Annotated in this window: 21 protein-coding genes; 15 read left to right on the top strand and 6 right to left on the bottom strand. The window is 61.2% G+C overall.

Annotated features, from left to right (window positions below):
* Positions 1 to 2: 2 nt before the first annotated feature.
* The 4 genes from LC094_RS15790 to LC094_RS15775 form a co-directional block, all read right to left on the bottom strand.
* Positions 3 to 1,649, bottom strand: coding sequence for an ABC transporter ATP-binding protein (locus LC094_RS15790; RefSeq protein ID WP_226553759.1), 1,647 nt, complete (start codon positions 1,647 to 1,649; stop codon positions 3 to 5).
* Complete coding sequence (locus tag LC094_RS15785) at positions 1,646 to 2,521, bottom strand: ABC transporter permease (protein WP_226553758.1); 876 nt, start codon at positions 2,519 to 2,521, stop codon at positions 1,646 to 1,648. The genes LC094_RS15790 and LC094_RS15785 overlap by 4 nt, the downstream gene beginning before the upstream one ends.
* Positions 2,518 to 3,507: an ABC transporter permease gene (locus LC094_RS15780; protein ID WP_226553757.1), complete on the bottom strand. Its 990-nt coding sequence runs from the start codon at positions 3,505 to 3,507 to the stop codon at positions 2,518 to 2,520. The genes LC094_RS15785 and LC094_RS15780 overlap by 4 nt, the downstream gene beginning before the upstream one ends.
* Before the next feature lie 78 nt (positions 3,508 to 3,585).
* Positions 3,586 to 5,181, bottom strand: a complete 1,596-nt coding sequence (locus LC094_RS15775; RefSeq protein ID WP_226553756.1) for an ABC transporter substrate-binding protein — start codon at positions 5,179 to 5,181, stop codon at positions 3,586 to 3,588.
* A gap of 198 nt (positions 5,182 to 5,379) precedes the next feature.
* Between LC094_RS15775 and LC094_RS15770 the strand changes: the two genes are divergently transcribed.
* From LC094_RS15770 to LC094_RS15760, 3 genes are read left to right on the top strand one after another with little or no spacing between them, the layout of a single operon-like run.
* Entirely contained in the window at positions 5,380 to 6,090 is a 711-nt protein-coding gene (locus tag LC094_RS15770) for an SDR family oxidoreductase (RefSeq protein ID WP_226553755.1), read from the top strand.
* Positions 6,091 to 6,113: 23 nt separating this feature from the next.
* Positions 6,114 to 6,986: a VOC family protein gene (locus tag LC094_RS15765; RefSeq protein ID WP_226553754.1), complete on the top strand. Its 873-nt coding sequence runs from the start codon at positions 6,114 to 6,116 to the stop codon at positions 6,984 to 6,986.
* Entirely contained in the window at positions 6,983 to 7,495 is a 513-nt protein-coding gene (locus LC094_RS15760; protein WP_226553753.1) for an Lrp/AsnC family transcriptional regulator, read from the top strand. Before LC094_RS15765 ends, LC094_RS15760 begins: the two co-directional genes overlap by 4 nt.
* Before the next feature lie 192 nt (positions 7,496 to 7,687).
* On the opposite strand, the gene rhaI is transcribed toward LC094_RS15760, so the two are convergent.
* Positions 7,688 to 8,962: an L-rhamnose catabolism isomerase gene (gene rhaI, locus LC094_RS15755; protein ID WP_226553752.1), complete on the bottom strand. Its 1,275-nt coding sequence runs from the start codon at positions 8,960 to 8,962 to the stop codon at positions 7,688 to 7,690.
* Positions 8,963 to 9,043: 81 nt separating this feature from the next.
* Entirely contained in the window at positions 9,044 to 11,140 is a 2,097-nt protein-coding gene (locus LC094_RS15750; protein WP_226553751.1) for a bifunctional rhamnulose-1-phosphate aldolase/short-chain dehydrogenase, read from the bottom strand.
* A 192-nt stretch (positions 11,141 to 11,332) separates the two neighbouring features.
* On the opposite strand from LC094_RS15750, the gene LC094_RS15745 reads away from it, so the two are divergent.
* From LC094_RS15745 to LC094_RS15690, 12 genes are all read left to right on the top strand, one after another.
* Positions 11,333 to 12,133 (top strand): DeoR/GlpR family DNA-binding transcription regulator, encoded by an 801-nt coding sequence (locus tag LC094_RS15745; RefSeq protein WP_226553750.1) that lies wholly within the window; start codon positions 11,333 to 11,335, stop codon positions 12,131 to 12,133.
* Between the two features lie 49 nt (positions 12,134 to 12,182).
* A complete protein-coding gene (gene rhaS / locus LC094_RS15740; protein ID WP_226553749.1) occupies positions 12,183 to 13,175 on the top strand; it encodes a rhamnose ABC transporter substrate-binding protein in 993 nt (330 codons plus the stop codon).
* A gap of 105 nt (positions 13,176 to 13,280) precedes the next feature.
* Positions 13,281 to 14,807 (top strand): sugar ABC transporter ATP-binding protein, encoded by a 1,527-nt coding sequence (locus LC094_RS15735; protein WP_226553748.1) that lies wholly within the window; start codon positions 13,281 to 13,283, stop codon positions 14,805 to 14,807.
* Entirely contained in the window at positions 14,804 to 15,781 is a 978-nt protein-coding gene (locus LC094_RS15730; protein WP_226553747.1) for an ABC transporter permease, read from the top strand. The genes LC094_RS15735 and LC094_RS15730 overlap by 4 nt, the downstream gene beginning before the upstream one ends.
* On the top strand, positions 15,778 to 16,782 hold the full coding sequence (locus LC094_RS15725) for an ABC transporter permease (RefSeq protein WP_226553746.1): 1,005 nt from the start codon (positions 15,778 to 15,780) through the stop codon (positions 16,780 to 16,782). The genes LC094_RS15730 and LC094_RS15725 overlap by 4 nt, the downstream gene beginning before the upstream one ends.
* A complete protein-coding gene (locus tag LC094_RS15720) occupies positions 16,782 to 17,096 on the top strand; it encodes an L-rhamnose mutarotase (protein WP_226553745.1) in 315 nt (104 codons plus the stop codon). The genes LC094_RS15725 and LC094_RS15720 overlap by 1 nt, the downstream gene beginning before the upstream one ends.
* Positions 17,093 to 18,472 carry an FGGY-family carbohydrate kinase gene (locus tag LC094_RS15715; RefSeq protein WP_226553744.1) on the top strand — a complete coding sequence of 460 codons (1,380 nt, stop codon included), beginning with the start codon at positions 17,093 to 17,095 and terminating at the stop codon, positions 18,470 to 18,472. The genes LC094_RS15720 and LC094_RS15715 overlap by 4 nt, the downstream gene beginning before the upstream one ends.
* Positions 18,463 to 19,608, top strand: coding sequence for an alpha-hydroxy acid oxidase (locus LC094_RS15710; protein WP_226553743.1), 1,146 nt, complete (start codon positions 18,463 to 18,465; stop codon positions 19,606 to 19,608). Before LC094_RS15715 ends, LC094_RS15710 begins: the two co-directional genes overlap by 10 nt.
* Before the next feature lie 304 nt (positions 19,609 to 19,912).
* Positions 19,913 to 20,362: an ImuA family protein gene (locus tag LC094_RS15705; protein WP_319003302.1), complete on the top strand. Its 450-nt coding sequence runs from the start codon at positions 19,913 to 19,915 to the stop codon at positions 20,360 to 20,362.
* The gene (locus tag LC094_RS15700; protein ID WP_449727670.1) at positions 20,277 to 21,731 is read left to right on the top strand and encodes a Y-family DNA polymerase; all 1,455 of its coding nucleotides are present in this window, start codon (positions 20,277 to 20,279) and stop codon (positions 21,729 to 21,731) included. Before LC094_RS15705 ends, LC094_RS15700 begins: the two co-directional genes overlap by 86 nt.
* A complete protein-coding gene (locus LC094_RS15695; RefSeq protein ID WP_226553740.1) occupies positions 21,728 to 25,075 on the top strand; it encodes an error-prone DNA polymerase in 3,348 nt (1,115 codons plus the stop codon). The genes LC094_RS15700 and LC094_RS15695 overlap by 4 nt, the downstream gene beginning before the upstream one ends.
* Before the next feature lie 170 nt (positions 25,076 to 25,245).
* Positions 25,246 to 25,659: a DUF2946 domain-containing protein gene (locus LC094_RS15690; protein ID WP_226553739.1), complete on the top strand. Its 414-nt coding sequence runs from the start codon at positions 25,246 to 25,248 to the stop codon at positions 25,657 to 25,659.
* Positions 25,660 to 25,731 lie beyond the last annotated feature (72 nt).

Genomic DNA, 25,731 nt, shown 5'->3' with positions numbered 1-25,731 from the left:
CCTCAGGCGGCATCCGTGTGCAGCGACGGGGGTGTCCAGTCGCGGCCCGGAATGGAAGAGAGCAGGTTTTGCGTGTAGGGGTGCTGCGGGTTGGCGAAGACCTCGGCGGTGAGCCCGCTTTCCACAATCTCGCCCTTTTGCATGACGATGATCCGATCGCAAAGCTGAGCCGCGACGCGCAGATCGTGGGTGACGAAGAGCAAGGACAGGTTAAGCCGGTCGCGCAGGTCTGCGAGCAGTTTGAGCACCTGCGCCTGCACCGAAACGTCAAGCGCGGAGACGGGTTCATCGGCGACGATCACCTTCGGCTCCATCGCAAGCGCGCGGGCGATGCCGATGCGCTGACGCTGACCGCCGGAGAACTCATGCGGAAAACGGTTGGCAGCCGCAGGGGACAGCTCGACCAGCTCCAAAAGCCGCTTCGCGTCTTCGCGGGCCTTTTTCGGATCGGCCCCATGCACGATAGGTCCCTGCGCGATGAGATCGACCACGCGTTTGCGGGGGTTGAGCGAGGCCATCGGGTCTTGGAACACCATTTGGATGTGCTGACGCAGGGCGCGCAGTTCTTTCGGCGTCGCGGCCAAAAGATCGGTGCCGTCCAACTCCACGGAGCCTTGGTCGCATTCCAAAAGCCGCGTGACGATGCGCGACACGGTGGTCTTGCCAGAACCGCTTTCGCCCACCACGCCAAGGGTCTCGCCCTGACGTAGTTCAAAGGTCAAATCCTTGACCGCCGTCACGGCTTTGCGCTTGCCTGACAGCAAACCGCCACGCGCGGCGAAGGTCTTTTTCAACCCTGTGCCCTTGAGAACGACAGGCGCATCAGAGGCGGCTTTGACCGGCGGCGGCGTCAGCGCAGGAACGGCGCCGATCAGCGCGCGGGTGTAGGGGTGTTGCGGGCGGTTGAGCACCGCGTCCGTCGTGCCGCTTTCGACCAATTCGCCACGGCAGAGCACGGCCACCTTATCGGCAATCTCCGCCACCACGCCAAAGTCGTGGGTGATGAAAAGAACGCCCGCACCCTCTTCCTCCTGCAACTCACGAATGAGTTTGAGGATCTGAAGCTGGGTCGTCACATCGAGCGCCGTGGTCGGTTCATCCGCGATTATAAGTTTCGGCGACAGCACCAAAGACATGGCGATCATCACCCGCTGACGCTGGCCGCCGGAGATCTGATGCGGGTAGGCGTTATAGGCCGAGGCGGGCTCCGGGATGTGGACGCGCTCCAACATCTCAAGAGCGCGGGCCTTGCGCTCCGCCTTGGTCATCTTGGTGTGGAGCCGCAGCACCTCGTCGATCTGCCAGCCCACGGTTTTCTGCGGGTTGAGCGCGGTCATCGGCTCCTGGAAGATCATCGAAATATCCGCGCCGCGCAGCTTGCGCATCTCGGCATCCGATTTGCCGCGAAGCTCTTCGCCCATGAACCGGATCGCACCGCCGGTGACACGCACATGCGGCTCCGGCAAAAGGCCCATGATGGCCCCTGCACAAAGCGATTTGCCGGAGCCACTTTCGCCGACGAGACAGACAATCTCGCCCGCGTTGATGGTCAGATCGAGGCCTTCGAGGGCATAGGGGCGATCCGCGCCCTTGGGCAGGGAAATCTCCAGCTTGCACAGATCGAGAACGGGAGGAGGTGTCTGAGTCATTTCTTCTGCCTCGGATTGAGCGCATCGTTCAGCCCTTCGCCCAGAAGCGAGAAGGACAGCACAGTCAGGATGATCGCAATGCCGGGGATCACCGCGCAGTAAGGCGCGGAGCGCAGCACGGCGCGGCCTTGACCGATCATATTGCCCCAGCTTGCGTAGTTCGGGTCGCCCAATGCGAGAAAGGCCAGCGCGCTTTCCATCAGGATCGACAGCGCCATAATCACAGACGCGTAAACGACGATGGGCGGCAAAGCATTGGGCAGGATTTCGCGGAAAATGATCGAGGTGTTCGACACGCCGAGATTGCGCGCGGCATCGACGAATTCCCGGTTACGGAGCGACATGAACTCGGCGCGCACCATACGGGCGGGGGCGGTCCAACTGACGATACCAATGGCCAGCGTGATCCATTCGATCTTGGACCCCATGATGGCGACGAGCGTCAGCAAGAGGACAAAGTTCGGGATGGTCTGAAAGGCCTCGGTGATGCGCATCAAGACATCATCGACCCAGCCGCCGAAGTGGCCGGCCAGCGCGCCGATCACGACGCCAATGACGATGGCCACAAGGGTCGCGACCACGCCGATCAAAAGCGAGATGCGCGCGCCGTAGAAGACACCGGAGAGCACATCGCGCCCCAACTGGTCGGTGCCCAAAGGTGTGGCCCAGTTGACGAAGGGCGGGGTCAGGGGATCGCCCGCGCGACGCAGCGGATCGCCGGGATCGATGATCCCCGCCGTCAGCGCCATGACCACGACGAGGACAAAGAGCACGAGGCCAAGCAAAGCGGCACGGTTGCGTTTGTAGCGGCGCCAGAACATGACGTAGCGCGGCGGTTCAGGCGGTGCGATTTCAGTGTCGGCGAGGGTCATGCGAGTTCGATCCGGCTGTCGAGACGTGCATAGAGCAGGTCGGTGAGGAAATTGACGACGACAACGATGAGGGCACAGAGAAAGATGATGCCCATAAGCGTATTCATGTCGCGCTGAACGACGGACTGGTAGGCCAGTTGCCCCAGCCCCGGCAGGGTAAAGATGGTTTCAACCACGATGGAGCCGCCCAGAACGGTCGAGAATTGAAGCCCCAAAAGCGTCACCACCGGCAAGAGCGCATTGCGCATGATGTGGTGGATCATGAGGCGACCTTCGCGGGCGCCCTTGGCGCGGGCGGTGCGGACGTAGTCGAGATCGGCAACCTCCATCACGGAGGCCCGCATCAGGCGCAGGTAGAACGCCAGATAGATCAGAGACAAAGCGGTCGTCGGCATGATCAGGTGACGCACCACATCCCAGACGTGATCCCAGCCGGTGTAGAAAGCGGCGATGGTCTTGATCCCGCCGACAGGCAGCCAGCCGAGCTTCACCGAGAAGACCAGCATCAGCATGAGCGACAGGAAAAACGACGGCGTGGCGTAGAACACGAGGCCCAGCACCGAAATCAGGTTGTCGGTCGCAGAATAGGCGCGGCGCGCGGCAATGGCGCCCAAAACGATCCCGGCGCAAAAGGCGATGCTCAAAGAGGCGGCCATCAGCATAAGCGTGGTGCCGAGGCGGTCCATCAAAACGGTCGCAACGGGTTGCTCATAGACAAAGGACCAGCCGAAATCGAAAGACGCCAGTTTGACCATATAGCGCCAGAGCTGCACCCAAACGGGTTGGTCAAGACCGTATTCGACCCGAAGCCGCGCGATGAAGGCGGCATCTGCGCCCCCCATGTCGCCCACAAGCGCATCGACCGTGTCGCCGGGCGCCAGTTTGAGCAAAAGAAAGGTGCCGATCATGATCAGGATGACCACGGGAATGGCCTGAACCAACCGCCTCAGCGCGTAAGTCAGGATCGGGGGCATGTGCAGTGTCATTGTCTTTGGATCCTTCGGGATCATGGGCAAATGTCAAAAGAGCGGGCGCGCAGGAACGACGCGCCCGCCAGAGTCAGATCACTGTTCGAGCCAGAGATCGTACCAGCTCGACGAGTTCCACCGCGGCGTGTTGTGGTGGTTGCGGAGCTTGGTCGAGGTGACGGAGATGAACGGGTGCTCGATCGCGAAGATCACCGGCAGCTCTTCCATCGCACGGGCCTGAATCTCGTGATACATTGCGGCGCGTTTCTCGACGTCCAGCTCGGAGGCCGCATCGTCGATCATCTGGTCGATCTCTTCGCTCTTCCAACCGAACTGGTTGGTCCAGGGCGTGCCATTCGGCTGACCGGAGCGCAGCCACACCATGGTGGACACAGCCGGGTCAGACCGGAACTGGTGCCAGCCGTTTGCAGTGTCGAAATCATGGTCGCGGTAGACGCCATTGAGGAAGCCCGGCGCGTCGTTGGTGAGAATCTCGACATCAATGCCGATCTCTTTCATCGCCTGGGCGTAATATTCCGCCCAAAGCTGGGTGTATTCCCCCCAAGGCGCCGGACGGTGTTTCAGGTGAAAGCGGAAGCCGTCATCCTGCACCGGATAGCCCGCTTCGTCGAGCATCTGCTTGGCGAGTTCCGGATCGTAGTCATAGGTCGGCACGTCATCCGTGTAGTTGATGCCACCTGCGCTCGGCACCGGACCGCGGCCCGGTTTGGCAAAGCCATGCATGATCGTCTGGATCGCGTAGTCGATGTCCAAACCATGATACATCGCCTGACGCACTTTCAGGTCGGCGAGGATCGGGTTGCGGTGATTGAATTCAACGGTCGAGTGGGCGACGTTGTTTTCATAGCCCATGGTGCCCACGTCAAAGCGATCATCCTCACCGAAGCGCGCCACATCGGCCATGGACACGCCGATAAAGCCGGACTCATGCACTTCGCCCGCTTCCAAAGCGGCGGCGGCCGCAGATTTGTCCGTGATGAAACGCCAGACGATGCGGTCGAGATAGGGGTAGCCCTCACGCCAGTAGTCTTCGTTTTTCTCGGCCAGAACATATTGCCCGCGCTGATATTCGACGAATTTGAACGGGCCGGTGCCGACGGGCGCGGTGTTATACTCGTTTTTCAGGATGTCGGTGCCTTCGAACAGGTGTTTCGGCACCGGATGACCCAGATCGGGCATGGCGGCGACAAAGAGTTCGAGCGGCATCGGTTTGGAATAGTTGAACACCGCCGTATGCGGGCTCGGGCAATCGACGCTTTCAAGATTGGCCTGAAGCGCGGAGGAATAGTTCAGCAGCTCTTTCCAAAGCTCCATCGCCGAAAACGCCACGTCGTCACAGGTGAAGGGTTCGCCATCGTGCCAGTTCACACCTTCGCGCAGCTGTACCGTGATCGCCAGACCGTCGTCGGAGCTGGACCATTCGGTCGCCAGCACCGGCTCGTAGCCGTCATAGCTTTTGTCGATCAGCGGCTCCATGATCTTGCCGGTGATGTTGTACACCCCGGTGGACGCACGCAGGCCCGGATTAAGGATGCGCTGTTCAGAAATCATGTGGATGACGGCGGTGCCGCCTTTTTGGACCTCTTCCTGCGCTAGGGCCGAGAAGGCCACGGAACTCAGAGCCCCGGTCATGGCGAGCGTCAGCCCCGCCTGCTTCATCGTCAAACTCATCTTTTCTGGTTCTCCCGGTCAAGTTTTTGCCCTCTATCGGGCCTGTGCGGACGTTTTGCCCCCTCACCTGAGTGTAGCACAGCGCATTCGTCAACATCAAAAACCAACTTTTAATACAAGATTGGAAAAAAATTCTACACAATGATTAAATATTGGTGCTACCATCCTCATTAAACCGACAACACTGGGACAGAACATATGATAAAAACTGCATGGATCACCGGCGCGGGCTCCGGCATCGGCGCGGCCATGGCAAAGGGCTTTGCGGAGGCCGGTTATCGCGTGGCGCTGACCGCGCGCGGGCGCGACAGCCTCGAGGCCGTGGCTGACACCCTGCCCGACCCAGCGGCCGCTTTGATCCTGCCCGGTGATGTCACCGATCGTGCGGGCATGGCGGAGGCCGCGCAAAGCATTACGAACTGGTCCGGTGGCCTCAATGTGCTCTGCAACAACGCCGGTCTCAACATTCCGAAACGCAGCTGGGCCGACCTCGATTGGGAAAGCTGGGATCGGGTGATCGATGTCAACATCACCGGCGCGCTCAATGTGATTGCCGCCTGCCTGCCGATCATGCGGGCACAAAAGGACGGTGTGATGATCCACACCTCAAGCTGGGCCGGGCGGTTTCATTCACCGGTCAGCGGCGTGGTCTACGGCGCCTCGAAACATGCACTTTCCGATCTGTCGCTGAGCCTCAACGACGAAGAGGGCAAGAACGGCATCCGCTCCACCGCGCTTTGCCCTGCCGAGGTGGCAACCCCGCTTTTGGCGAAACGCCCTGGTTTTGATGCCGCGAAAATGGCCGCGATGATCCAGCCCGAAGATATGGCGAAGACCGCGCTCTTTGTGGCGGAAATGCAGCCCGGCATTTGCTTGCCCGAAATTGTCCTGAGCCCCGTTCGCACGTAACGCATAGATAAAGAGACTCGCACATGACCCACGCCCTCCCCCATCCTGTCAAAGGCATCGACCATTGTTTTGCCCTCGTCGACGATCTCGACCACGCCGCCGCACAATATAAAGCGCTTGGTTTTACCCTCTCGCCGCGCGGCACACATTCCGCCGCCAAGGGCACGGCGAATTACACCATCATGTTCCCCGACGATTACTTCGAGCTTTTGGGCGTCGTCACCCCGACCGAGTTGAACGCCTCCCGGCGCGAGATGTTGGCCACGATGGGTCAGGGGCTTCATGCCATCGCCTGTCGCATCGACGATGCCGAAGCCGCCGCCGAGGCTCTTGGCGCTTTGGGTATTACGACACAAGGACTTGGCAGTTTTTCCCGCCCGGTCCCCCTGCCCGATGGCTCCGAAGGCACCGCCGCCTTTTCCACCGTCAGCTTTACCTCGGATGAGACCCCATTCGGCACGGTGTTTATGTGCCAACACAAAACCCGCGAAACGGTGTGGATTCCGGAGCTTTTGGAACATGCCAACACCGCCTGCGGATTGGACGCCGTGCTTGCGATCTCCGAGACGCCCGAAGAGGACGCCCCGCGCTTTGCCCGGCTTTGGGCCGACAGCGCGGTTCAGACCGCGGACGGGCTCACGACCATCACGACAGGCCCCAATTCTGCGCCGCTCATCCTTGCGACGGCGGAGCGCATGGCCGCTCTTTATCCAGACATCGACATTTCCGGCACGACCAAGGGCGCCTTTACAGCGCTTCGCATTAAAGTGCGCAGCCTTGAAACCCTGCGCGACTGTCTTAAAGATGCGAATGTAAAGATTTGTGACACCGCCTCCGGCCTGGCCGTGGGACCCGAATTTTCAGCCGGTGTAATTTTGGAGTTTGTTGCCGCATGACAGAGCCTCGCCCCCGCAAAACCGGATCGAAACCAATCGAAAGCATGACTTTCGACGAAACCGATCAACGCATTCTGGAAATCCTTCAACAGGACAGCGACACGCCGATTCAGGCCATTTCCGAAGCGGTGGGCCTGTCGACAAACCCATGTTGGCGGCGGATCAAGCGGATGGAAGAGGCCGGCGTGATCAAGAAACGCGTGGTCCTCGTGGATCAGATCCGCGCCAATGTGCCCCTGACCGTGTTCATCGGCGTCAGCACCTCACGCCACGAGATCGATTGGCTCAACACCTTTCGCGCGTTGATCGACGAGATCCCGGAAGTGGTCGAAGCTTACCGCCTCACGGGAACTGTGGATTACATCCTCAAGGTCGTGGTGGCAGATATGGCCGCCTATGATGCGGTCTATAAACGCATGATTCAACGGCTCGAGTTTAGCCAGGTGAATTCCATGATCTCCATGGAAGAACTGAAATTCACCACAGCCATTCCAACAGACCATTTGTAATGAGCGGCACCGCGGTCCGCAGTGGCCACGGACTGTCGGCTGCGGTGGCGTCTCGGCGATCACGCTAAGGGATGACGTTGGCGCAACACGCTCTCAACACGAATGGGAACGTCTCTGACGTCAAAGCAAGAGGCCTCTCGCATTCGAAAATGGAGAGGCCCCTCATCGCGAACGATCAAAGATTAAAGTCGGTCAGACGATCCCGCCGCCAGCGCCCGACACTTTCGGACGTTCCGACGCCACCTTTGCGCGGTACCCTGAGGCGCGGTAGGTCACAACCGGATCAATGGCCGCCCCTTTCTCCAATCGCGCCATTTGCAGGATCGGATCGACATCCGTGCGGAACGCTGCGCGCAATGTGGCGGAGGCCATGAGCGCGTCGTTCGCGTCCTGATACCCGCCGAGCGCCGCACGATCGACGAGGCTCGCCTGAACATAGGCGCGCTGAATTTCCATCGCGGAGATCATCAGGCTCTCGATCGGATCGGTCACATTGTGGCTCTGGTCGATCATATGCGACAAATCGAGACCCGGCGTGCCCTCGGCATCCACCAGCTCGTTCCAGACGAGGAACAGGCGGTAGGGTTCGATGGTGCCGCTGTCGAGATCGTCGTCGCCGTATTTCGAGTCGTTAAAGTGGAAGCCACCGAGTTTGCCCGCGTGAATGAGCCGCGAGACGATCATCTCGATGTTCACATTCGGCGCATGGTGGCCGAGGTCCACGAGACATTTCGCCTTCTCGCCCAATTCCTGCGCGGTCAAAAGCGAGGTGCCCCAATCCTGAACCACGGTGGAATAGAAGGCCGGTTCATAGATTTTATGTTCGGAGAAAATCGACCAATCGTCCGGCAGACCTTTGTAGATGTCTTTCATCGACGACAGGTAGCGTTCGAACTGGCGGCCCATGTGGGTCTGGCCCGGAAAATTCGCCCCGTCGCCAATCCAGACGGTGAGCGCCTTCGACCCGATGCTCTCGCCAATCTCGATACATTCGAGGTTATGTTCGACGGCCTGCGCGCGGGTCGCGGCGTCTACATGCGAGAGCGAGCCGAATTTATAGGATTGCGCCTGATCCGGCTGGTCCTGAAAGGTGTTGGAGTTCATCGCATCAAAGCTCAACCCGTGCTCTTCGGCCTTCGCCAAGAGATCAGAAGGCGCGGCCTTGTCCCATGGAATATGCAGCGACACGGACCCTGCGGCGCCGGTCAATTTATGGATCACGCCGCAGTCGTCGAGCTTGTCGAAAATATCGCGCGGCTCACCCTCGCCGGGGAAACGCGCAAAACGTGTCCCGCCGGTGCCCGTACCCCAAGACGGCACCGCCACGGAAAACCCCTTGGCGCGCTCTTTGATGGTGTCGATATCGACACCATTGCGGGACAGTTTTTCGCCCAGGGCGTCGTAGTCTTTTTGCAGGTCAGCGTCGCGTGCGGCGTTCTGAGCCTCGATGATGGTGGTGTCGATCATGATTTCCTCCCGTGAGAACTGCGCGCCCTGCCCCGTTTCGAGCGGGGCGCGCAGCTTGGTCTGTGCGGTGACTTTTGGCCCTTAGCGGGTAAAGGCCTGCACGTTGCCGGCATCTACGTTGACGATGTTGCCGGTCGATTTTGCGGATTGTTCCGACGCAAAGAAATAGGCCGCTTCGGCGATGTCCTCAGGCAGGACGGAACGCTTCAGCATGGAGCGCTGGCGATACATTTCCTCCAGCCCCTCTTTGTCGGTGCCATAGGTGCCCGCGCGCTGTTCCAGCCATTCGCCTTCCCAAATCTTCGAGCCGCGCAGAACCGCATCGGGGTTCACGACATTCACACGAATGCCCGCCTCAGCCCCTTCGAGCGCCAGACAGCGTGCGAGGTGAATTTCAGAAGCTTTCGCGGTGCAATAGGCCGACGCGTTCGGGCTGGCCGCGAGGCCGTTTTTCGACGCCACGAACACGATGGACCCGCCGATGCCCTGCGTGCGCATCACTTTGAACGCTTCGCGGGACACGAGGAAGTAGCCCGTGGACAGGATGTCCATGTTCTTGTTCCAGAGCGCGAGCGTGGTCTCTTCGACCGGCGCGGAAGAGGCGATGCCTGCGTTGGAGACGAGGATGTCGACCCCGCCGAATTCGACAGAGGTGTCGGCATAGGCCGCCGCGACAGCCTCTTCGTCGGTCACGTTCATCACCACGGAACGCACGGCATCCGCGCCGTATTGTCTGGCGAACCCACTGCGGACCTCATCAAGCGCGGTCTCATTGATGTCCGCGAGCATGACGCAAGCGCCCTCTTGCAGATAGCGCGCCGCCGTCGCAGCCCCGATCCCGCCAGCGCCGCCGGTGACAAGCGCCACGCGACCGGCCAGAGATTTCGGCTTTGGCATCCGCTGAAGCTTGGCTTCTTCGAGGAGCCAATATTCGATGTCGAAGGCTTCCTGTTCCGGCAGGCCGCAATATTCGGACACCGCAGCAGAGCCGCGCATCACATTGATGGCGTTGACGTAGAACTCGCCGGAAATCCGTGCGGTGGCGCGGTCCTTGGCAAAGGTGATCATGCCAACGCCCGGCACCAGATAGACCACCGCATTCGGGTCGCGCAGCGCGGGCGAATTGTCATGTTTGCAGCGCTCGTAATAGGCGGCGTAATCCTCGCGGTAAGCCGCGATCTGCGCATCCAGACCGGAAAGCACCTCGTCGATGTTGTTTTTCGCGGGGTCGAAATCCAGCACCAGCGGGCGAATTTTGGTGCGCAGGAAGTGGTCGGGGCAGGACGTCCCGAGTGCCGCCAAATCGCGCATATCTTTCGCGTTGACGAATTCGAGCACGGTGTCGGAGTCGTCGAAATTGCCAACCATGTGCTGCGCGCCGGAGACAAAGCCACGGATCGCCGGCATCAGTTTCGCGGCCACGTCGCGACGGGCCGCAGGCGCAAGGCTCTCATGCACCGCCCCACCAAAGGCCGGGATGTCCGCCGTTTTGTCTTCGAAATAGGCAATCGCCTTGTTGATGATGTCGAGCGTCAGCTCATAGCAGGCTTTCGCATCGTCATCCCAGGTGAAGAGACCATGGGATTCGAGAACGACGCCCTTAGCGTCGGGGTTCTCAAGGCAGAATTTTTCGAGCCACAGGCCCAGCTCATAGCCCGGCTTTTTCCACGGAAGCCAACCGATGTCGTTGCCAAAGATCTCTTGGGTCAGGGCTTTGGAGTCTTTCGAGGCCGCAATCGCGATGATCGCATCCGGATGCATGTGATCGACGTGCTTGCGCGGCACGTAGGCGTGAAGCGGCGTGTCGATGGAGGCCGCGCGCGGGTTCAGGTTGAAGGTGCAATGCGGCAGATAGCCGACCATTTCATCCTCGAACGCAAGGCCGCGATATTTACCTTTCAGCGCACGGAGTTTGTCCATGTAAAGGGTCGCGAACCCGTCCATTTTGATCGAGCCCACGTCCCCGCCGGAGCCTTTGACCCAGAGAACCTCGGCCTTTTCGCCCGTCAGAGGATCATCCTCCATCACTTTCGCCGACGTGTTGCCGCCACCGTAGTTGGTCACGCGCTTGTCGGACCCCAAAAGGTTCGAACGATACAGCAGTTTTTCAGGCTCGCTCATATCTTTCGCTTTGGCATCATCCCAAAGCGAAGCGAGCCGCGTGGACGCGGATGTCATGGTGATCTCCTCCCGATCATCAGGTAGTGGATGGTCTTGTATTGAGCCAAATCTGCGTGGGCTGCGTCAGATTGTCAATCATAAATAATCAAAACCAATCATTATGCACGTGCAGAATGATTGAAATGACATTTTATGATTGACAATGATCGTTTCGAGCGCCACGCTTCAGCTACGGGAGGAATTTCATCAATGCACGAGAGAGAGCGCCACGGAATCATTCTGTCCGCCGTTCAGGAACGGCCGGTTGTGACCGTCGTCGAGCTTTGCAGCCTGACAGATGCGTCCGAGGCTACTATTCGTAGAGATATTGCGGCTTTGCATGTCGCAAAGAAACTGCGTCGTGTGCGGGGCGGAGCCGAAGCGCTCGCGCCCAATCCCTTCCCCGGGCTTGCGGGTCGTCCTTTTGCTGTGAACGAAACGCGCAACATCAAGCAAAAGCAAGCAATCGCGCGCGCCGCCGTCGACATGGTCGAAGACGGAGAGCCGATCATCATCAACGGCGGCACCACGACGTTCCAGATGGTACATCCGCTCGCGACGCGTCGCTGTCAGGTGTTCACCAACTCGTTTCCGATTGCCGAGCATCTTTTGAAGACCTCGAAAAACTCGGTGCTGATTTCCGGCGGCGTGATCTACCGCGAGCAAAACATCGTGCTGTCGCCTTTCGACAATGACGTCACGCGCAACTTCTACGCGCGCCGCATGTTCATGGGGGCGCAAGGCGTCGCACCCTTGGGCGTGATGGAAGCCGACCCGCTGCTCATCCAGGCCGAACAGAAACTGATCGGTCAGGCCGATGAACTTGTGCTGCTGGTCGATTCCACGAAATTCAAAAACCGGTCGAGCCTTGTGCTCTGTCCGCTTGATCGCATCGACGTGCTGATCACGGACGAGGGCATTGGTGATCGGGAGGCGGCCATGATTGAGGCCGCCGACATCAAACTCATCGTCGCGCCATCCAGCGCGGCGCAGGAGGACGTCGCGTCCTGATATTGCTCGGGGCGCAAAATTCAACCAGGAGACTTAGGGAGGACTCCACATGAAAAAACTATCGAAACTGCTGACCACCGCCGCCATCGCGACGGGCCTGTTCGCAGGAGCTGCGTCTGCCGAGGACATGCGCATCGCTCTGGTCGTGAAGGCTCTGGGGATCGGTTTCTTCGAAGCAGCCGCAAAAGGCGCCGAAGAGGCCGCATCCGAACTGGGTGGCGTGGAAATCATCTACACCGGCCCGACCGACACCACGGCCGAGGGCCAGATCGAAGTGATCAACTCGCTCATCGCGCAGAATGTCGATGCCATCGCCGTGTCCGCCAACGACACCGACGCGCTCGTGCCGACACTCAAAAAAGCGATGCAGCGCGGCATCACGGTGATTTCCTGGGACTCCGGCGTGGCCGAAGACGGTCGCCAGATGCACCTCAACCCCTCGTCCAACCCGCTGATCGGCAACATGATCATCAAGCTGGCCGCCGATGAATTGCCTGAGGGCGGCGAAGTGGCCGTCTTGTCCGCCACCACCACCTCCACGAACCAGAACATCTGGATCGACGAGATGAACAAGGTGATGGGCAACTACCCGGGCGTCGAAGTCGTCGCGACCGTCTACGGCGATGACCTCGCGGACAAATCCTACCGCGAAGCCACCGGCCTCATGCAGTCCTACCCGGACCTCGACGCCATCATCGCGCCGACGTCTGTGGGCATCGTGGCCGCCGCTCAGGCCGTGGTGGACGCTGGCAAAGTGGGTCAGGTCAATGTGACCGGTCTCGGCCTTCCGTCTGAAATGGCGGGTGCAATCGAAAGCGGCGCGTCCAAATCCTTTGCGATCTGGAACCCGATCGATCTCGGCTATTCCGCGACGATGATCGCCTATCACCTGTCCAAAGGCGACGCCGTGGCGGAGCCGGGCGCCAGCATCCCGATGGGCCGCATGGGCGAAGTGACGCTTGATGAGACGAACTCCGGCGCAATGGCCGATCCGTTCGTTTACGACGCGTCCAATATCGCAGACTTCAAAGACATCTTCTAACTCCCGAAGACGGTCTTTGCGGGCGGCGCTCTCCACATCCAGACACTGGACCAAGGCGCCGCCCAACTCCACTTTTTCGACAGACATACAGCCAATGGGGTAGCCATGGGCCACGCACAAACACATGCCGCGCCGGTGCTCGCGCTTGACGGCATCACCAAGACATTCCCGGGCGTCAAAGCGCTCGACGGCGTCACGCTTGAGCTTTTTGCCGGGCAGGTGACGGCGCTGATCGGGGAAAACGGCGCGGGCAAATCGACCGTGGTGAAAACGCTCACGGGGATTTACCAGCCGGACGGCGGGCGCATTCTCGTGGACGGCGAAGAGGTGCGGTTTCCGACCGCGCAGGACGCCTCTGCTGCGGGCGTGACCGCGATCCATCAGGAAACCGTGCTGTTTGACGAATTGTCTGTCGCGGAAAACATTTTTCTCGGCCATGCCCCCAAAGGGCGTTTTGGCCTCATTGACCGCGCCGCCATGCACCGGAAAGCCCAGAGCATTCTCGACGGGATCGGGGCAGAGATCGATGCAGGTGTGCGCCTCAAGGATCTCGGCATCGCGTCGCGTCACCTCGTTGCCATCGCGCGCGCCCTCTCTGTCGAGGCCCGCGTTGTGATCATGGACGAACCGACCGCCGCGCTGAGCCGCAAAGAGATCGAAGAGCTTTACGAGCTTGTAGATGCGCTCAAGGCGCAGGGCAAAGCGATCCTGTTTATCTCTCACAAGTTCGACGAAATCTTCCGCATCGCCGACCGCTACACCGTCTTTCGTGACGGGCAGTATATCGGTGCGGGCGACATGGCGGACATCACCGAAGCCGAGTTGGTGAAAATGATGGTCGGGCGTTCGGTCGACCAGATTTTCCCGAAACGCGCCGCTCAGATCGGTGAGGATGTGTTGGTCGTCGCGGGCTACAGCCACCCCACCGAATTCGAAGACATCCACTTTACCCTGCGCCGTGGTGAAATCCTCGGGTTCTATGGGCTTGTGGGCGCGGGGCGCTCGGAATTCATGCAAAGCCTGATCGGTGTAACACGGCCCTCGAAAGGCGCGATCCGGCTGAACGACAAAGTGCGGGTCATCCGCTCGCCTGCCGACGCCATCGCCGCCGGGATCGTCTATGTCCCCGAAGATCGTGGCAAACAGGGCGCGATCCTCGACATGCCGATTTTCCAGAACGTCACCCTGCCCTCCTTGCCGCGCCTGTCCAAAAACGGCTTCACCCAGATGGCAGAAGAATTCGCGCTTGCCCGCCAATACACGGAACGGCTTGATCTTCGCGCGGCCTCGCTCGACACCACGGTGGGAAGCCTCTCCGGCGGCAACCAGCAAAAGGTGGTCATCGCCAAATGGCTCGCCACGCAGCCGACCGTCATCATTCTCGATGAACCGACCAAAGGCATCGACATCGGGTCCAAGGCCGCTGTGCACGACTTTATGTCGGAACTCGCCTCCGAAGGTCTCTCCGTCATTATGGTCAGCTCTGAAATCCCGGAAATCCTCGGCATGTCCGACCGCGTGATCGTCATGCGCGAAGGCCGGATGGTGGCGGAGTTGGAAGGCGACGATCTGACCCCCGAAACCCTCGTCCGCCATGCGGCGGGTATCTCATCGAAAGGAGAAGCAGCATGACCCTGCTGAAATCCCGCGAGGCGATCCTTGTTGGCGCCATCCTGCTTCTTCTGGCTCTGGTCGCGAGCCGTTTTCCGGGGTTTGTGACCCCCTCGAACCTCGTCGCCGTGTTCACCGACACCGCGCCGCTGATCATCCTCGCGCTGGGGCAGATGGTCGTCATCCTGACCCGCTCCATCGACCTCTCGGTCGCCGCGAACCTCGCGCTGACAGGGATGGTCTGTGCTCTGATCAACGTCGCGTTTCCGGGCGTGCCGGTGCCGGTTCTGGTCGCGCTGGCGCTCGGGCTTGGCGCGCTCATGGGCGCGATCAACGGCTTTCTCGTCTGGAAACTGACGATCCCTCCCATCGTGGTGACGCTTGGCACGATGACGATTTTTCGCGGCATCATTTTTCTTCTGACCAACGGCAGCTGGGTGAACTCGCACCAGATGAGCAGCGCATTCAAGGCCTTCCCGCGCGAGAACATCCTCGGCCTGCCGGTCCTCGGCTGGATCGCGGTTCTCGTCACGCTGATCCTTGGCCTTGTCATGAGCCGGACCACATTGGGACGCGCCTTTTTCGCGGTCGGCGGCAATCCCCATGCGGCCGTCTACACCGGCATCAATGTCGGTCGGACCCAGTTTCTGGCCTTCGTGATTTCCGGCATGTTGGCCGGTCTCACAGGCTACCTCTGGGTCGCACGTTACGCCGTGGCCTATGTCGATATTGCCGGCGGGTTCGAGCTTGATGTCGTTGCAGCCTGTGTGATCGGCGGCATCTCCATCGCCGGTGGAGTCGCCACCGTCGCGGGCGCCGTCTTGGGCGCGCTGTTCTTGGGCATCATCAAGAACGCCCTGCCGGTGATTGACGTCTCCCCCTTCTGGCAACTCGCCATCTCAGGGGCCGCGATCATCATCGCCGTGACCTTCAACTCGCGTGCTGGCCGCTCAAAAGGCCGTGTCATTCTCAAATCCGCGGAGCATGCCCAATGAGCCTTGCAGAGACACAAAAGACCGCCGCCCGTCACATTCCCGACCGGCTGACGACGCCGCTCGCGCGGACGCTCAAAAGCTGGGAAAGCCTGCTGTTGTTGGTGGCCATCGGAATTTTCATCCTCAACAGTTTTGCCTCGCCTTACTTTCTGAATGCGTGGAACCTGTCGGATGCGACGTTCAACTTCACGGAAAAGGCGATGATCGCCTTTGCGATGGCACTGCTGATCATTTCAGGTGAGATCGACCTCTCCGTCGCCTCCATCATCGCGCTCGCCTCCACAGCGATGGGCCTCGTGATGCAGGCCGGTTTTGGCACCCCTGCGATTGTCGCCACGGGCCTCGTCACCGGACTTCTCTGCGGCGCCTTCAACGGTGTGCTTGTCACCCGCCTTGGCCTCCCGTCCATCGTTGTGACCATCGGCACCATGAGCCTGTTTCGCGGCATCAGCTATATCGTTCTCGGCGACGGCGCGTTTCGTGGTTACCCCTCTGATTTCGCGTGGTTCGGTCAGGGGTATGTGTTCTGGGTGATCACCGTCGAGCTGATGATCTTCGCCATCCTCGCGGTGATCTACGGCATCGTGCTGCACAAAACCAATTTCGGCCGCGCGGTCTATGCCATCGGCAACAACGCCACCGCTGCCACCTTTTCCGGCATCCGTGTGGAGCGGGTGAAGTTCATCCTCTTCCTGCTCACGGGCCTGATGTCGGGGCTGGCCTCCGTCTGTCTCACCTCGCGCCTCGGATCGACACGGCCCTCCATCGCCTCCGGCATGGAGTTGGAAGTCGTGACCATGGTGGTGCTTGGCGGTGTCAGCATCCTCGGCGGCTCCGGCTCGATCCCCGGCGTCGTGATCGCAGCCTTTGTGATGGGCCTCGTGACCTTCGGCCTCGGCCTTTTGAACGTGCCGGGCATCGTGATGTCCATTGTGGTCGGCGCGCTGCTGATCGGGGTGATCGCCCTGCCGCGCATCTACCAGAACCTTCGGAGGACATAATGGAAAAATACGCCTTCCGCATGGTCCTGAACGAAGGGTGTCTGGACGAATACCGCAAACGCCATGACGAGATCTGGCCGGAGCTGGTCACCCTGCTCAAAGACGCGGGTGTCGAGGATTACTCCATCCACTACGACCCCGAGACCCGTCACCTGTTCGGCGTCCTCTGGCGGCGCGACGATCACGGCATGGCGGCCCTGCCCGACCATCCGGTGATGAAACGCTGGTGGGCGCATATGGCGGACATCATGGAGACCCATCCGGACAATCGCCCGAAAGAGCAACCGCTTGAAACCGTGTTTCACCTGCCATGACCACGCCGCGCCATATCGCCGTTCTCGATGTTGGGAAAACCAACGCCAAGCTCGCCTTGGTCGATGCCGACAGCCTGACGGAAATCGCCATCGTCACCCGTCCGAACACCGTTCTGGCGGGGCCGCCCTGGCCGCATTTCGACCTTGAAGGGCATTGGGCGTTCTTTCTCGACCACCTCGCGGCCTTCCATGAAAGCCACGGGATCGACGCGATTTCCGTCACCACGCATGGCGCCTCGGCCGTCTTGCTAGATGCGGAGGGCGAACTGGCCGCGCCGATGCTCGACTATGAGTATGACGGACCGGACAGCCTCACCTTCGCATATGACGCGATCCGCCCGCCGTTTTCCGAGACCGGGTCTCCCCGCCTCGGCATGGGCCTGAACGTGGGCGCGCAGCTGTACTGGCAATTCGAAACCGATCCGGGTCTGCGCGACCGCGTCGCCCATGTGCTCACCTATCCGCAATATTGGGGCTATCGTCTGACCGGTCAGATGGCGACGGATGTCACATCTCTCGGATGTCACACCGATCTGTGGAACCCGTGGGAGGGGAAGTTCTCGTCCCTTGTCGCCCGTCTCGGCCTCACCGACAAACTCGCCCCCGCGCACCCCTCCGCAGATGTGCTTGGCACGGTGTCCGACGCCATCGCCGCCCGCACCGGCCTGTCACCTGACACGCCCGTCGTCTGTGGCATTCACGATTCAAACGCCTCTCTCCTGCCCCATGTGCTTGGGCGCAAAGGGGCGTTCTCTGTTGTCTCCACGGGCACTTGGGTCATCGTCATGTCGATGGGCGGGCGGTCAACCGCACTCGATCCGGACCGCGATACGCTCGTCAACGTCAACGCACTCGGTCAGGCCGTGCCCTCCGCCCGGTTCATGGGCGGGCGCGAATACGAGATCATCCGCGCGGGCGGCGACACAGAGGTGACGGACGTCGACCGCGCAACTGTGCTCGCGGAACACATCATGCTCCTCCCCGCCGTCGAGCCGGGATCGGGCCCGTTCCGAGGGCGTGAGGCCAGTTGGCGCTTTGAGCCAGCGGAACAGGGCGTGCGCATGGCCGCGCTCGGGTTTTACCTCGCCCTGATGACCAAAACTTGCCTTGATCTCGTTGGCGCAGACGGCCCGGTGATCATCGAAGGTCCCTTTGCTCGCAATCGCGCGTATCTCGACATGCTCGCCACGCTGCACACAGGCGGGGTTGAGATTGCGGCCTCCGCAACCGGCACTTCCGTTGGCGCCGCCATGTTGTTCGCCGAGAACGCCGCCCCGCCACACACCCATAAGGTCACACCATCGCAGAGTGATGCACTCACAGAATACGCCACCGCGTGGCGGGCCCAAGTTGAGAAGGAAAAGACATGCGCCTGACCGAGTGTCACAACTTCCACGATTTCCGCCGCTTGGCCGAGCGCCGCCTGCCGGGGCCGATCTTCAACTATATCGACGGCGGCGCGGATGACGAAGTGACCCTGCGCCGCAATACCGAGGCCTTCGAACACGTCGATCTCGTCCCCAACGTGCTGCGCGGCGTGACCGATGTGGATCTGTCGACGGAGATCATGGGCCAAAAGCTCGCCCTGCCGGTCTACCTGTCCCCCACCGCGCTTCAGCGCCTGTTCCATCATGAGGGCGAACGCGCCACTGCCGCCGCCGCCGCCAAGTTCGGCACGATGTTCGGGGTCTCGTCTCTGGGCACCGTCTCTATGGCCGAGCTTGCCGCGAAACACGACACGCCGCAGGTCTATCAGTTCTATTTCCATAAGGATCGCGGTCTCAATTCCGCGATGATGCAAAAGGCGAAAGAGAGCGGCATCAACGTCATGATGCTCACCGTCGACAGCATCACCGGCGGCAACCGCGAACGCGATCTGCGCACCGGCTTTTCGATCCCCTTCCGCCTGACACTCGCGGGTTTGATCCAATTCGCGATCAAGCCGATGTGGGGGATCAACTATGTCACCCACGAAAAATTCAGCCTGCCGCAGCTCGACGCCCATATCGACATGAAGGGCGATACGCTCACCATCGGGCGCTATTTCACCGAGATGCTCGATCCGTCGATGAACTGGGACGATGTGGAACGCATGGTCGCCGAGTGGGGCGGGCCGTTCTGTCTCAAAGGCGTCATGAGCGTCGAGGATGCGAAGAAAGCCGTCGAGATCGGGTGTCGGGGGATCGTTTTGTCAAACCACGGCGGGCGGCAGCTGGACGGCTCGCGCTCCGGCTTTGATCAGCTCGACGAGATCGTGCAGGCCGTCGGGGACAAGATCGACGTGATGGTCGATGGCGGGTTTCAACGCGGCACCCATGTGCTCAAGGCGCTCGCGCTCGGGGCAAAAGCCGTGGGCCTGGGCCGCGCCTATCTCTATGCACTCGCGGCAGCCGGTCAGCCGGGAATTGAGAGGATGCTCACCCAATTGACCGCCGAGATCACCCGCGACATGCGCCTCATGGGCGTGACGCGGGTGTCTGATCTCAACCCCGATATGCTGCGCCTCCGCTAACGGGCAGGCCCGTTGGGCACTGCGGTCGTTCGTGCCATAGCACACGTCCGTTTCGAGATCTCTGAGGGGACGCGAAAGTCACTCCTGCAGTGGATGGCTGAGCCGTCTTCACTGACGGCCCAGCAGATGAATATGAACGTTGATCGGGGCAATCGTTCCCCTTATGTTCTCGCTCATGCGAGTCGATTTTCACACTGTCTTTCCCCTGCGTCGTGCCCGGGTCCATGAGGTCTGCGGTCCTGTTGCGATGGGGTTTGCGGCGATGTCGGTCGGGGATGGGGCGCTCTGGATCAGAGAAAGCTGGATGTCTGACACACTCATGCCTCAGGGACTTTTGCCGATCTTCAACCCGGCACGTCTGTTGCTGGCCCGCCCCAAGGATCAGACCGATGCGCTCGCCGTCGCCGAAGAGGCGCTGAAAGACGGCGCGCTGCCCTTTGTCGTCATCGAAATCACCCGCCCGCTGAACCTGCGCGAGGGGCGACGGTTGCAACTCGCGGCCAAGGCGGGCGGCACCACGGGGCTTTGCATCATTTCCGAAGGCATGGGGTCAAACGCCGCCGAGACCCGTTGGCATGCCGCCTCGATCTTCGACACACAAAGCGAGGACTCGACTCTGATGCGATGGGAAATTAAAAAGAACAAATCGGGAACACTTGGGGCCTGGAATGTTCGATGGGATCAAAAAACGCGTCGTGTGCATGTGGTTTCCCCGGTTGGCGAGCGACCGGGTTCTGCGCGCGCGTCTGGTTGATGGCCCCTTCGCAATCACGCTCAAGTCGAACAACACCGAACGGATTTATTGCCTCAACGAGACCGCCGAAGGCTTGGGCCTGACGCGCGGCATGAGCTTTGCCGATGCCCGCGCCTTTTGCCCCGACCTGATCAGCCAGCCCGCGCGCCCCGATCTCGACGCCCGGTTCCTCGCCATGCTGCGCCGATGGGCGACGCGCTATTGCCCTTGGGTGGGGCGCGATGGCGAAGATGGCTTGGTGCTGGATGTCACCGGATCGACGCATCTTTGGGGCGGCGAAGCGGAGATGCTCGCGGATATCCGAGCCCGTGCGATGCGGGCGGGCCTGACGCTCCGTCTGGGATGCGCCGAGACCCGAGGTGCTGCTTGGGCCTTTGCGCATTACGGCACCGGGACGGAGGCGCTTAGCGATCTCCCCGTGGCCGCGCTCCGCCTTGCGGACACCACTGTCACAGCCCTGCAACGTCTCGGGTTGCGCAGCATTGGCGATCTGGCGGAAGCTGCTCGCGCCCCGCTGACCCGTCGCTTTGGTCCTGATCTGCTGTTGCGTCTCGATCAAGCCATGGGTCATATCCCCGAACCGGTCAGGCCCGAAAGCGAACCGCCAAGCTTTGCGACCCGTATGAGTCTGCCGGAGCCCATCGGCCTGACAGAAGACGTGATGGGTCTCACCGCCCGGCTTCTGACCCCGCTCTGTGACAAGCTCAACCGCTATGAAATGGGCGCGCGCCGCCTGACCCTCACCCTGCGCCGCGTCGATCAGGGCAGCCAACAAGTCGAGCTGCGCCTCGCCGCCCCGATGCGCGATCCGCAGCGGATTTTGCCCCTGTTCGAGCGTGGCGTGAGCGAGGTGGATGCGGGCTTTGGCATCGATCAGATTCGGCTGGAAGCCACACAGGTCGAACCGCTCCCCGTGCAACAGATCGGCAGCGCACAAACCTCCCCCGATCAGCTCAACGACCTGATCACCCGGATCGGCACGCGCATCGGGCTGGAAAACATTCAACGTTTCCTCCCCTCCGACAGCCACATCCCGGAGCGCAGCTTTGCCATCGCGCCCGCCGCCTTCAGTACGCCCGACAGCGCATGGTCCTGCCTGCGCCCGCGCCCCCTGCGCCTGTTTTCGCCCGAACCGATTGCCGCTCATAGCGCCGAACCGCCCGCGCGGTTTCGTTGGCGGCGCATGTCGTTCACCACCGGGCGCGCCATCGGCCCCGAACGCATCGCGCCGGAATGGTGGCTGCCGGATGAGGCGTGGCGCTCCGGTGTGCGTGATTACTGGCGGATCGAAACTCGCGAAGGCCGCCGCCTTTGGCTTTATCACACGCCGCAAAACCCCGGCTGGTTCGTGCAGGGGGAATTCGCATGAGTTTCCTTTGTGCCCCAAATACTCATCCCCAGCCCGCCTCTTACGCCGAGCTGTGCGTCACCTCGAATTTCACCTTTCTCACGGGCGCTTCGCATCCCGAGGAGCTGATGCTGCGCGCCGCAGAGCTGGGGTTAGAGGCCATCGCGATCACCGACCGAAACACGCTTGCGGGCGTTGTGCGGGCCTATTCGGCGCTCAAGACACTCCGCGAAGAGGTCGCCGCACAGCTTCGCGTGCGCTCCTCGCATCAGGTCGACCCCTGTTCACGACAAGAGATTGGGGCGCCGCAAGACTTCCCTGTTCCGCTGACTCCAAAGCTGCCGAAGCTCATCGTCGGCAGCCGCCTCGTCCTGCGCGATTGCCCTGTCGAATGGCTCGCACTGCCTACCGACCGTGCGGCCTATCACCGGCTGTCGCGGCTTTTGACTTTAGGTAAGCGCCGGGCGGAGAAGGCCGAGTGTCATCTCGATCTAAGAGATTTGGAGGCCGGATGTCGGGGGATGATCCTCATTGCCTTGCCCCCGAAGGACCTAACGCGTGCTCAACCCGCCCTTCAGCGCTTGCAACGCCGCTACCCCGGTCACGTCTTTCTCGGCGCCGCGCCGCGCTATGACGGATCCGATCAAGCGTGGTTAGATGCCTGCGCTGCGTTGGCGTTGCGGAGTTCGACGCCTATGGTGGCGGTGGGCGATGTCCTCATGCATCACGGGCGGCGGCGCAGGCTTGCGGATGTGCTGACCTGTCTGCGCGAGGGGCTGACCATTGACCGGATCGGCACCAAGGCCCTGCCCAATGCCGAACGTCGCCTCAAAGGTGCCGCCGACATGGCGCGGCTCTACCGCAACCACCCGGCGGCGCTCAAGCGCACCTTGGAGATCACCGCGCGCTGCGGCTTTGATCTCTCCGAGTTGAGTTACGAATATCCCGACGAGATGTCGGAGGGCGAAGCACCGCAAGACCGCCTTGTCCGGCTGGCGCGCGACGGGCTGCGCCGCCGGTATCCGGAGGGCGCGACCGAGCGTGTGCATCAGTTGATGGACAAGGAACTGTCGCTGATCGGCGAGCTCAACTACGCGCCCTATTTCCTCACCGTGCATGACATTGTCCAAGAGGCCCGGTCGCGTGGCATCCTCTGTCAGGGGCGCGGCTCGGCGGCCAATTCGGTCCTCTGCTACCTTCTGGGCATCACCGACGTGTCGCCCGACATGATCGGCATGGTGTTTGAACGCTTCATCTCGCGGCATCGCGGCGAGCCGCCCGACATTGACGTGGATTTCGAACACGAGCGCCGCGAGGAGGTGATCCAGTGGATCTATGAGAAATACGGACGCCACCGCGCAGGTCTCTGCGCCACCGTGATCCATTTCCGGACCCGCGCCGCCATTCGCGAGGTGGGCAAGGTCATGGGCCTGTCCCAAGACCTCACCGCGCGGCTCTCGGGCGACATTTGGGGGCTGACCAATTCCGGCGCGGATATGGAGCGGGCGAAAGAACTGGGCCTCAACCCCAAGGACCGGCGGCTGGCGCAGACCATTGAACTGATCGGCGAGATCATCGGCTTTCCGCGCCATCTTTCGCAACATGTCGGCGGTTTCATCATCACACTCGGGCGCCTCGACGAGCTGTGCCCCATCGAGAATGCGGCGATGGAAAACCGCACGGTGATCGAATGGGACAAGGATGACATCGACGCCTTGGGCATTCTCAAGGTCGATATTCTGAGCCTCGGGATGCTCACCTGTCTGCGCAAGAGCTTTGATCTTTTGGACGCCCATGAGAAGACCCGCCTCACCCTCGACAGCGTGCCGCAAGAGGACCGCGCGACCTATGAGATGCTGCAACGCGCCGATGCGGTGGGGGTGTTTCAGGTCGAAAGCCGGGCGCAGATGAATTTTCTGCCACGCATGAAACCCGCCACGTTTTACGATCTGGTGATCGAGGTCGCCATCGTCCGGCCCGGCCCCATTCAGGGCGGCATGGTCAAACCTTATATCCGGCGGCGGCAGAAGCTTGAAGCCCCCGAACCCTTTGGCCCTGCGCTCGAAGAGGTCACGCGTAAAACACTTGGCGTGCCGCTTTTCCAAGAACAAGCCATGCAGATCGCCGTTGTCGGCGCGGGCTATTCGGCAGAAGAGGCCGACAAACTCCGGCGCTCGCTGGCCTCTTTCCGGCGCATGGGCACCATCGGCGAGCACCGTGACAGGTTTGTGCGCGGCATGATGGGGAATGGCTACAGCCAAGAGATCGCGGAGGCCTGTTTCGGCCAGATTGAGGGCTTTGCCGATTACGGTTTCCCCGAAAGCCACGCGGCCGCCTTCGCCATGCTGACCTATGTGTCGTCCTGGCTCAAATGCCATCACCCGGCGGTGTTTGCCTGTGCTCTGCTGAATTCCCAGCCGATGGGGTTCTACGCCCCGGCGCAGATCGTGCGCGATGTCCGCGACCACGGCATCGAGGTGCGTCCCGTTTGCGTCAACCATTCCGACTGGGACAATCTTTTGGAACGCCGCGCCGACGGAGCGTTGGCGCTGCGCCTCGGGTTTCGTCAGATCAAGGGCTTTCGCGAGGAAGACGCCGGTTGGATCACGGCGGCGCGCGGCAATGGCTACCAAGACCCGGAAAGCGTCTGGCTCCGGGCGGGCGTCGCACCCTCCGTGCTTGAGCGGCTGGCCGAGGCGGACGCCTTCATCGGCATGGGGCTAACCCGCCGCGATGCGCTATGGCAGGTCCGCGCGATCCGCGCCCCGAAACCGCTGCCGTTGTTCTCTGATCCGCTCGATGGTGAGGGCATTCGTGAACCCGAAGTCATCCTCCCCAACATGCATTTGGGCGAGGAGGTGGTGGAGGATTACGTTGCCCTGCGGCTGACGCTGCGCGCCCATCCGATGGAGCTTTTGCGCCCAACGATCCCAAACCTGACGCCGCACGACCGCCTGCCAACAGCGCCCCTCATCCGCACCACCGTCTGCGGTCTCGTCATCACCCGGCAACGCCCCGGCACGGCCTCGGGCGTGATCTTCCTGACGCTCGAGGATGAAACTGGCGTCTCAAACATAGTGGTCTGGCCCAAGGTCTACGAGCGCTTCCGCCGCATCGTCATGGGCGGACGGCTGTTGCGCGTCACCGGACGGCTGGAGCGCGAAGGCATCGTCGTCCACCTCATCGCTGATCACATCGAAGACCTGTCGCACAAGCTCTCGGAACTCGGCCACCCGCTCGATGACGCCATCGGTGTCACACAGCCCCAAGCCGACGACGCGCCACGACCTCCACGCTACCCGCCCCGTGCGCGTCACCCGAGGGAGCAGGCCAAGCGGTTGTTTCCAAGCCGGGATTTTCACTGAGAAATGAATAGGGGAAGCGATCTATTCCTGCCCCTCAGTGAAGGCACGCGCGGAATGTTTCCCAAGTTTGAAAGAGGAACACATTTTCACGCCTGCCGCTCTACATACAGCTGCAATGGATCTGAAAATTTTCAGTTGCGTTTTCATGAACTTGTGAACATACGAAAGCCATGGGGGACAAGTTTCTGAATAAGCGGTTTTTGCGTGGCGTCTGGGCCGCCTGCCTTGCTGTTCTTTTGTCCGTCCAGTTCGCAGTCGCTTTCCAGCCCGATGCGCGCGACGGGATCGTTCTTTCCGACACCGAAGTTCTCCTGCAAATTTGTAGCACGCCGGGAAGCGGTGCCACGCTTGTCTTTGACACGGCGACTGGTGAAATCCGGGACGTGCCATCGGGGGACACGACAAAAGGGGCGGAGTGTCCTTACTGTGTTGTCGGTGCCGCGTTCCTTATGTCGGCCCTTGCGACGCCCATTTTGCCGGTGGCGCAACAACGGGCAGAATTCACCCCATCTGCAACCGATGTGCTGTTGGTTGCCCGCCGCGATTTCAGCCGAACACCCCGCGCACCACCTCTGACGCTCTGATCACATGACAGGCCCGGAAGGGCTGTTTCCCGGATGTGCACCGCTATCGGTCACATCCGGGCCAAAAACATA

This window comes from Celeribacter naphthalenivorans (assembly GCF_020524585.1).
Lineage (GTDB): Bacteria > Pseudomonadota > Alphaproteobacteria > Rhodobacterales > Rhodobacteraceae > Celeribacter > Celeribacter naphthalenivorans.
Note: the sequence above shows the minus strand (reverse complement) of the source record. Positions and strands in the feature narration are given on the sequence as shown.

Coding starts and splice junctions, on each gene's coding strand:
- LC094_RS15790 (WP_226553759.1), bottom strand. CDS start 1,649: ATGACTCAGACACCTCCTCCCGTTCTCGATCTGTGCAAGCTGGAGATT.
- LC094_RS15785 (WP_226553758.1), bottom strand. CDS start 2,521: ATGACCCTCGCCGACACTGAAATCGCACCGCCTGAACCGCCGCGCTAC.
- LC094_RS15780 (WP_226553757.1), bottom strand. CDS start 3,507: ATGACACTGCACATGCCCCCGATCCTGACTTACGCGCTGAGGCGGTTG.
- LC094_RS15775 (WP_226553756.1), bottom strand. CDS start 5,181: ATGAGTTTGACGATGAAGCAGGCGGGGCTGACGCTCGCCATGACCGGG.
- LC094_RS15770 (WP_226553755.1), top strand. CDS start 5,380: ATGATAAAAACTGCATGGATCACCGGCGCGGGCTCCGGCATCGGCGCG.
- LC094_RS15765 (WP_226553754.1), top strand. CDS start 6,114: ATGACCCACGCCCTCCCCCATCCTGTCAAAGGCATCGACCATTGTTTT.
- LC094_RS15760 (WP_226553753.1), top strand. CDS start 6,983: ATGACAGAGCCTCGCCCCCGCAAAACCGGATCGAAACCAATCGAAAGC.
- rhaI (WP_226553752.1), bottom strand. CDS start 8,962: ATGATCGACACCACCATCATCGAGGCTCAGAACGCCGCACGCGACGCT.
- LC094_RS15750 (WP_226553751.1), bottom strand. CDS start 11,140: ATGACATCCGCGTCCACGCGGCTCGCTTCGCTTTGGGATGATGCCAAA.
- LC094_RS15745 (WP_226553750.1), top strand. CDS start 11,333: ATGCACGAGAGAGAGCGCCACGGAATCATTCTGTCCGCCGTTCAGGAA.
- rhaS (WP_226553749.1), top strand. CDS start 12,183: ATGAAAAAACTATCGAAACTGCTGACCACCGCCGCCATCGCGACGGGC.
- LC094_RS15735 (WP_226553748.1), top strand. CDS start 13,281: ATGGGCCACGCACAAACACATGCCGCGCCGGTGCTCGCGCTTGACGGC.
- LC094_RS15730 (WP_226553747.1), top strand. CDS start 14,804: ATGACCCTGCTGAAATCCCGCGAGGCGATCCTTGTTGGCGCCATCCTG.
- LC094_RS15725 (WP_226553746.1), top strand. CDS start 15,778: ATGAGCCTTGCAGAGACACAAAAGACCGCCGCCCGTCACATTCCCGAC.
- LC094_RS15720 (WP_226553745.1), top strand. CDS start 16,782: ATGGAAAAATACGCCTTCCGCATGGTCCTGAACGAAGGGTGTCTGGAC.
- LC094_RS15715 (WP_226553744.1), top strand. CDS start 17,093: ATGACCACGCCGCGCCATATCGCCGTTCTCGATGTTGGGAAAACCAAC.
- LC094_RS15710 (WP_226553743.1), top strand. CDS start 18,463: ATGCGCCTGACCGAGTGTCACAACTTCCACGATTTCCGCCGCTTGGCC.
- LC094_RS15705 (WP_319003302.1), top strand. CDS start 19,913: ATGTCTGACACACTCATGCCTCAGGGACTTTTGCCGATCTTCAACCCG.
- LC094_RS15700 (WP_449727670.1), top strand. CDS start 20,277: ATGTTCGATGGGATCAAAAAACGCGTCGTGTGCATGTGGTTTCCCCGG.
- LC094_RS15695 (WP_226553740.1), top strand. CDS start 21,728: ATGAGTTTCCTTTGTGCCCCAAATACTCATCCCCAGCCCGCCTCTTAC.
- LC094_RS15690 (WP_226553739.1), top strand. CDS start 25,246: ATGGGGGACAAGTTTCTGAATAAGCGGTTTTTGCGTGGCGTCTGGGCC.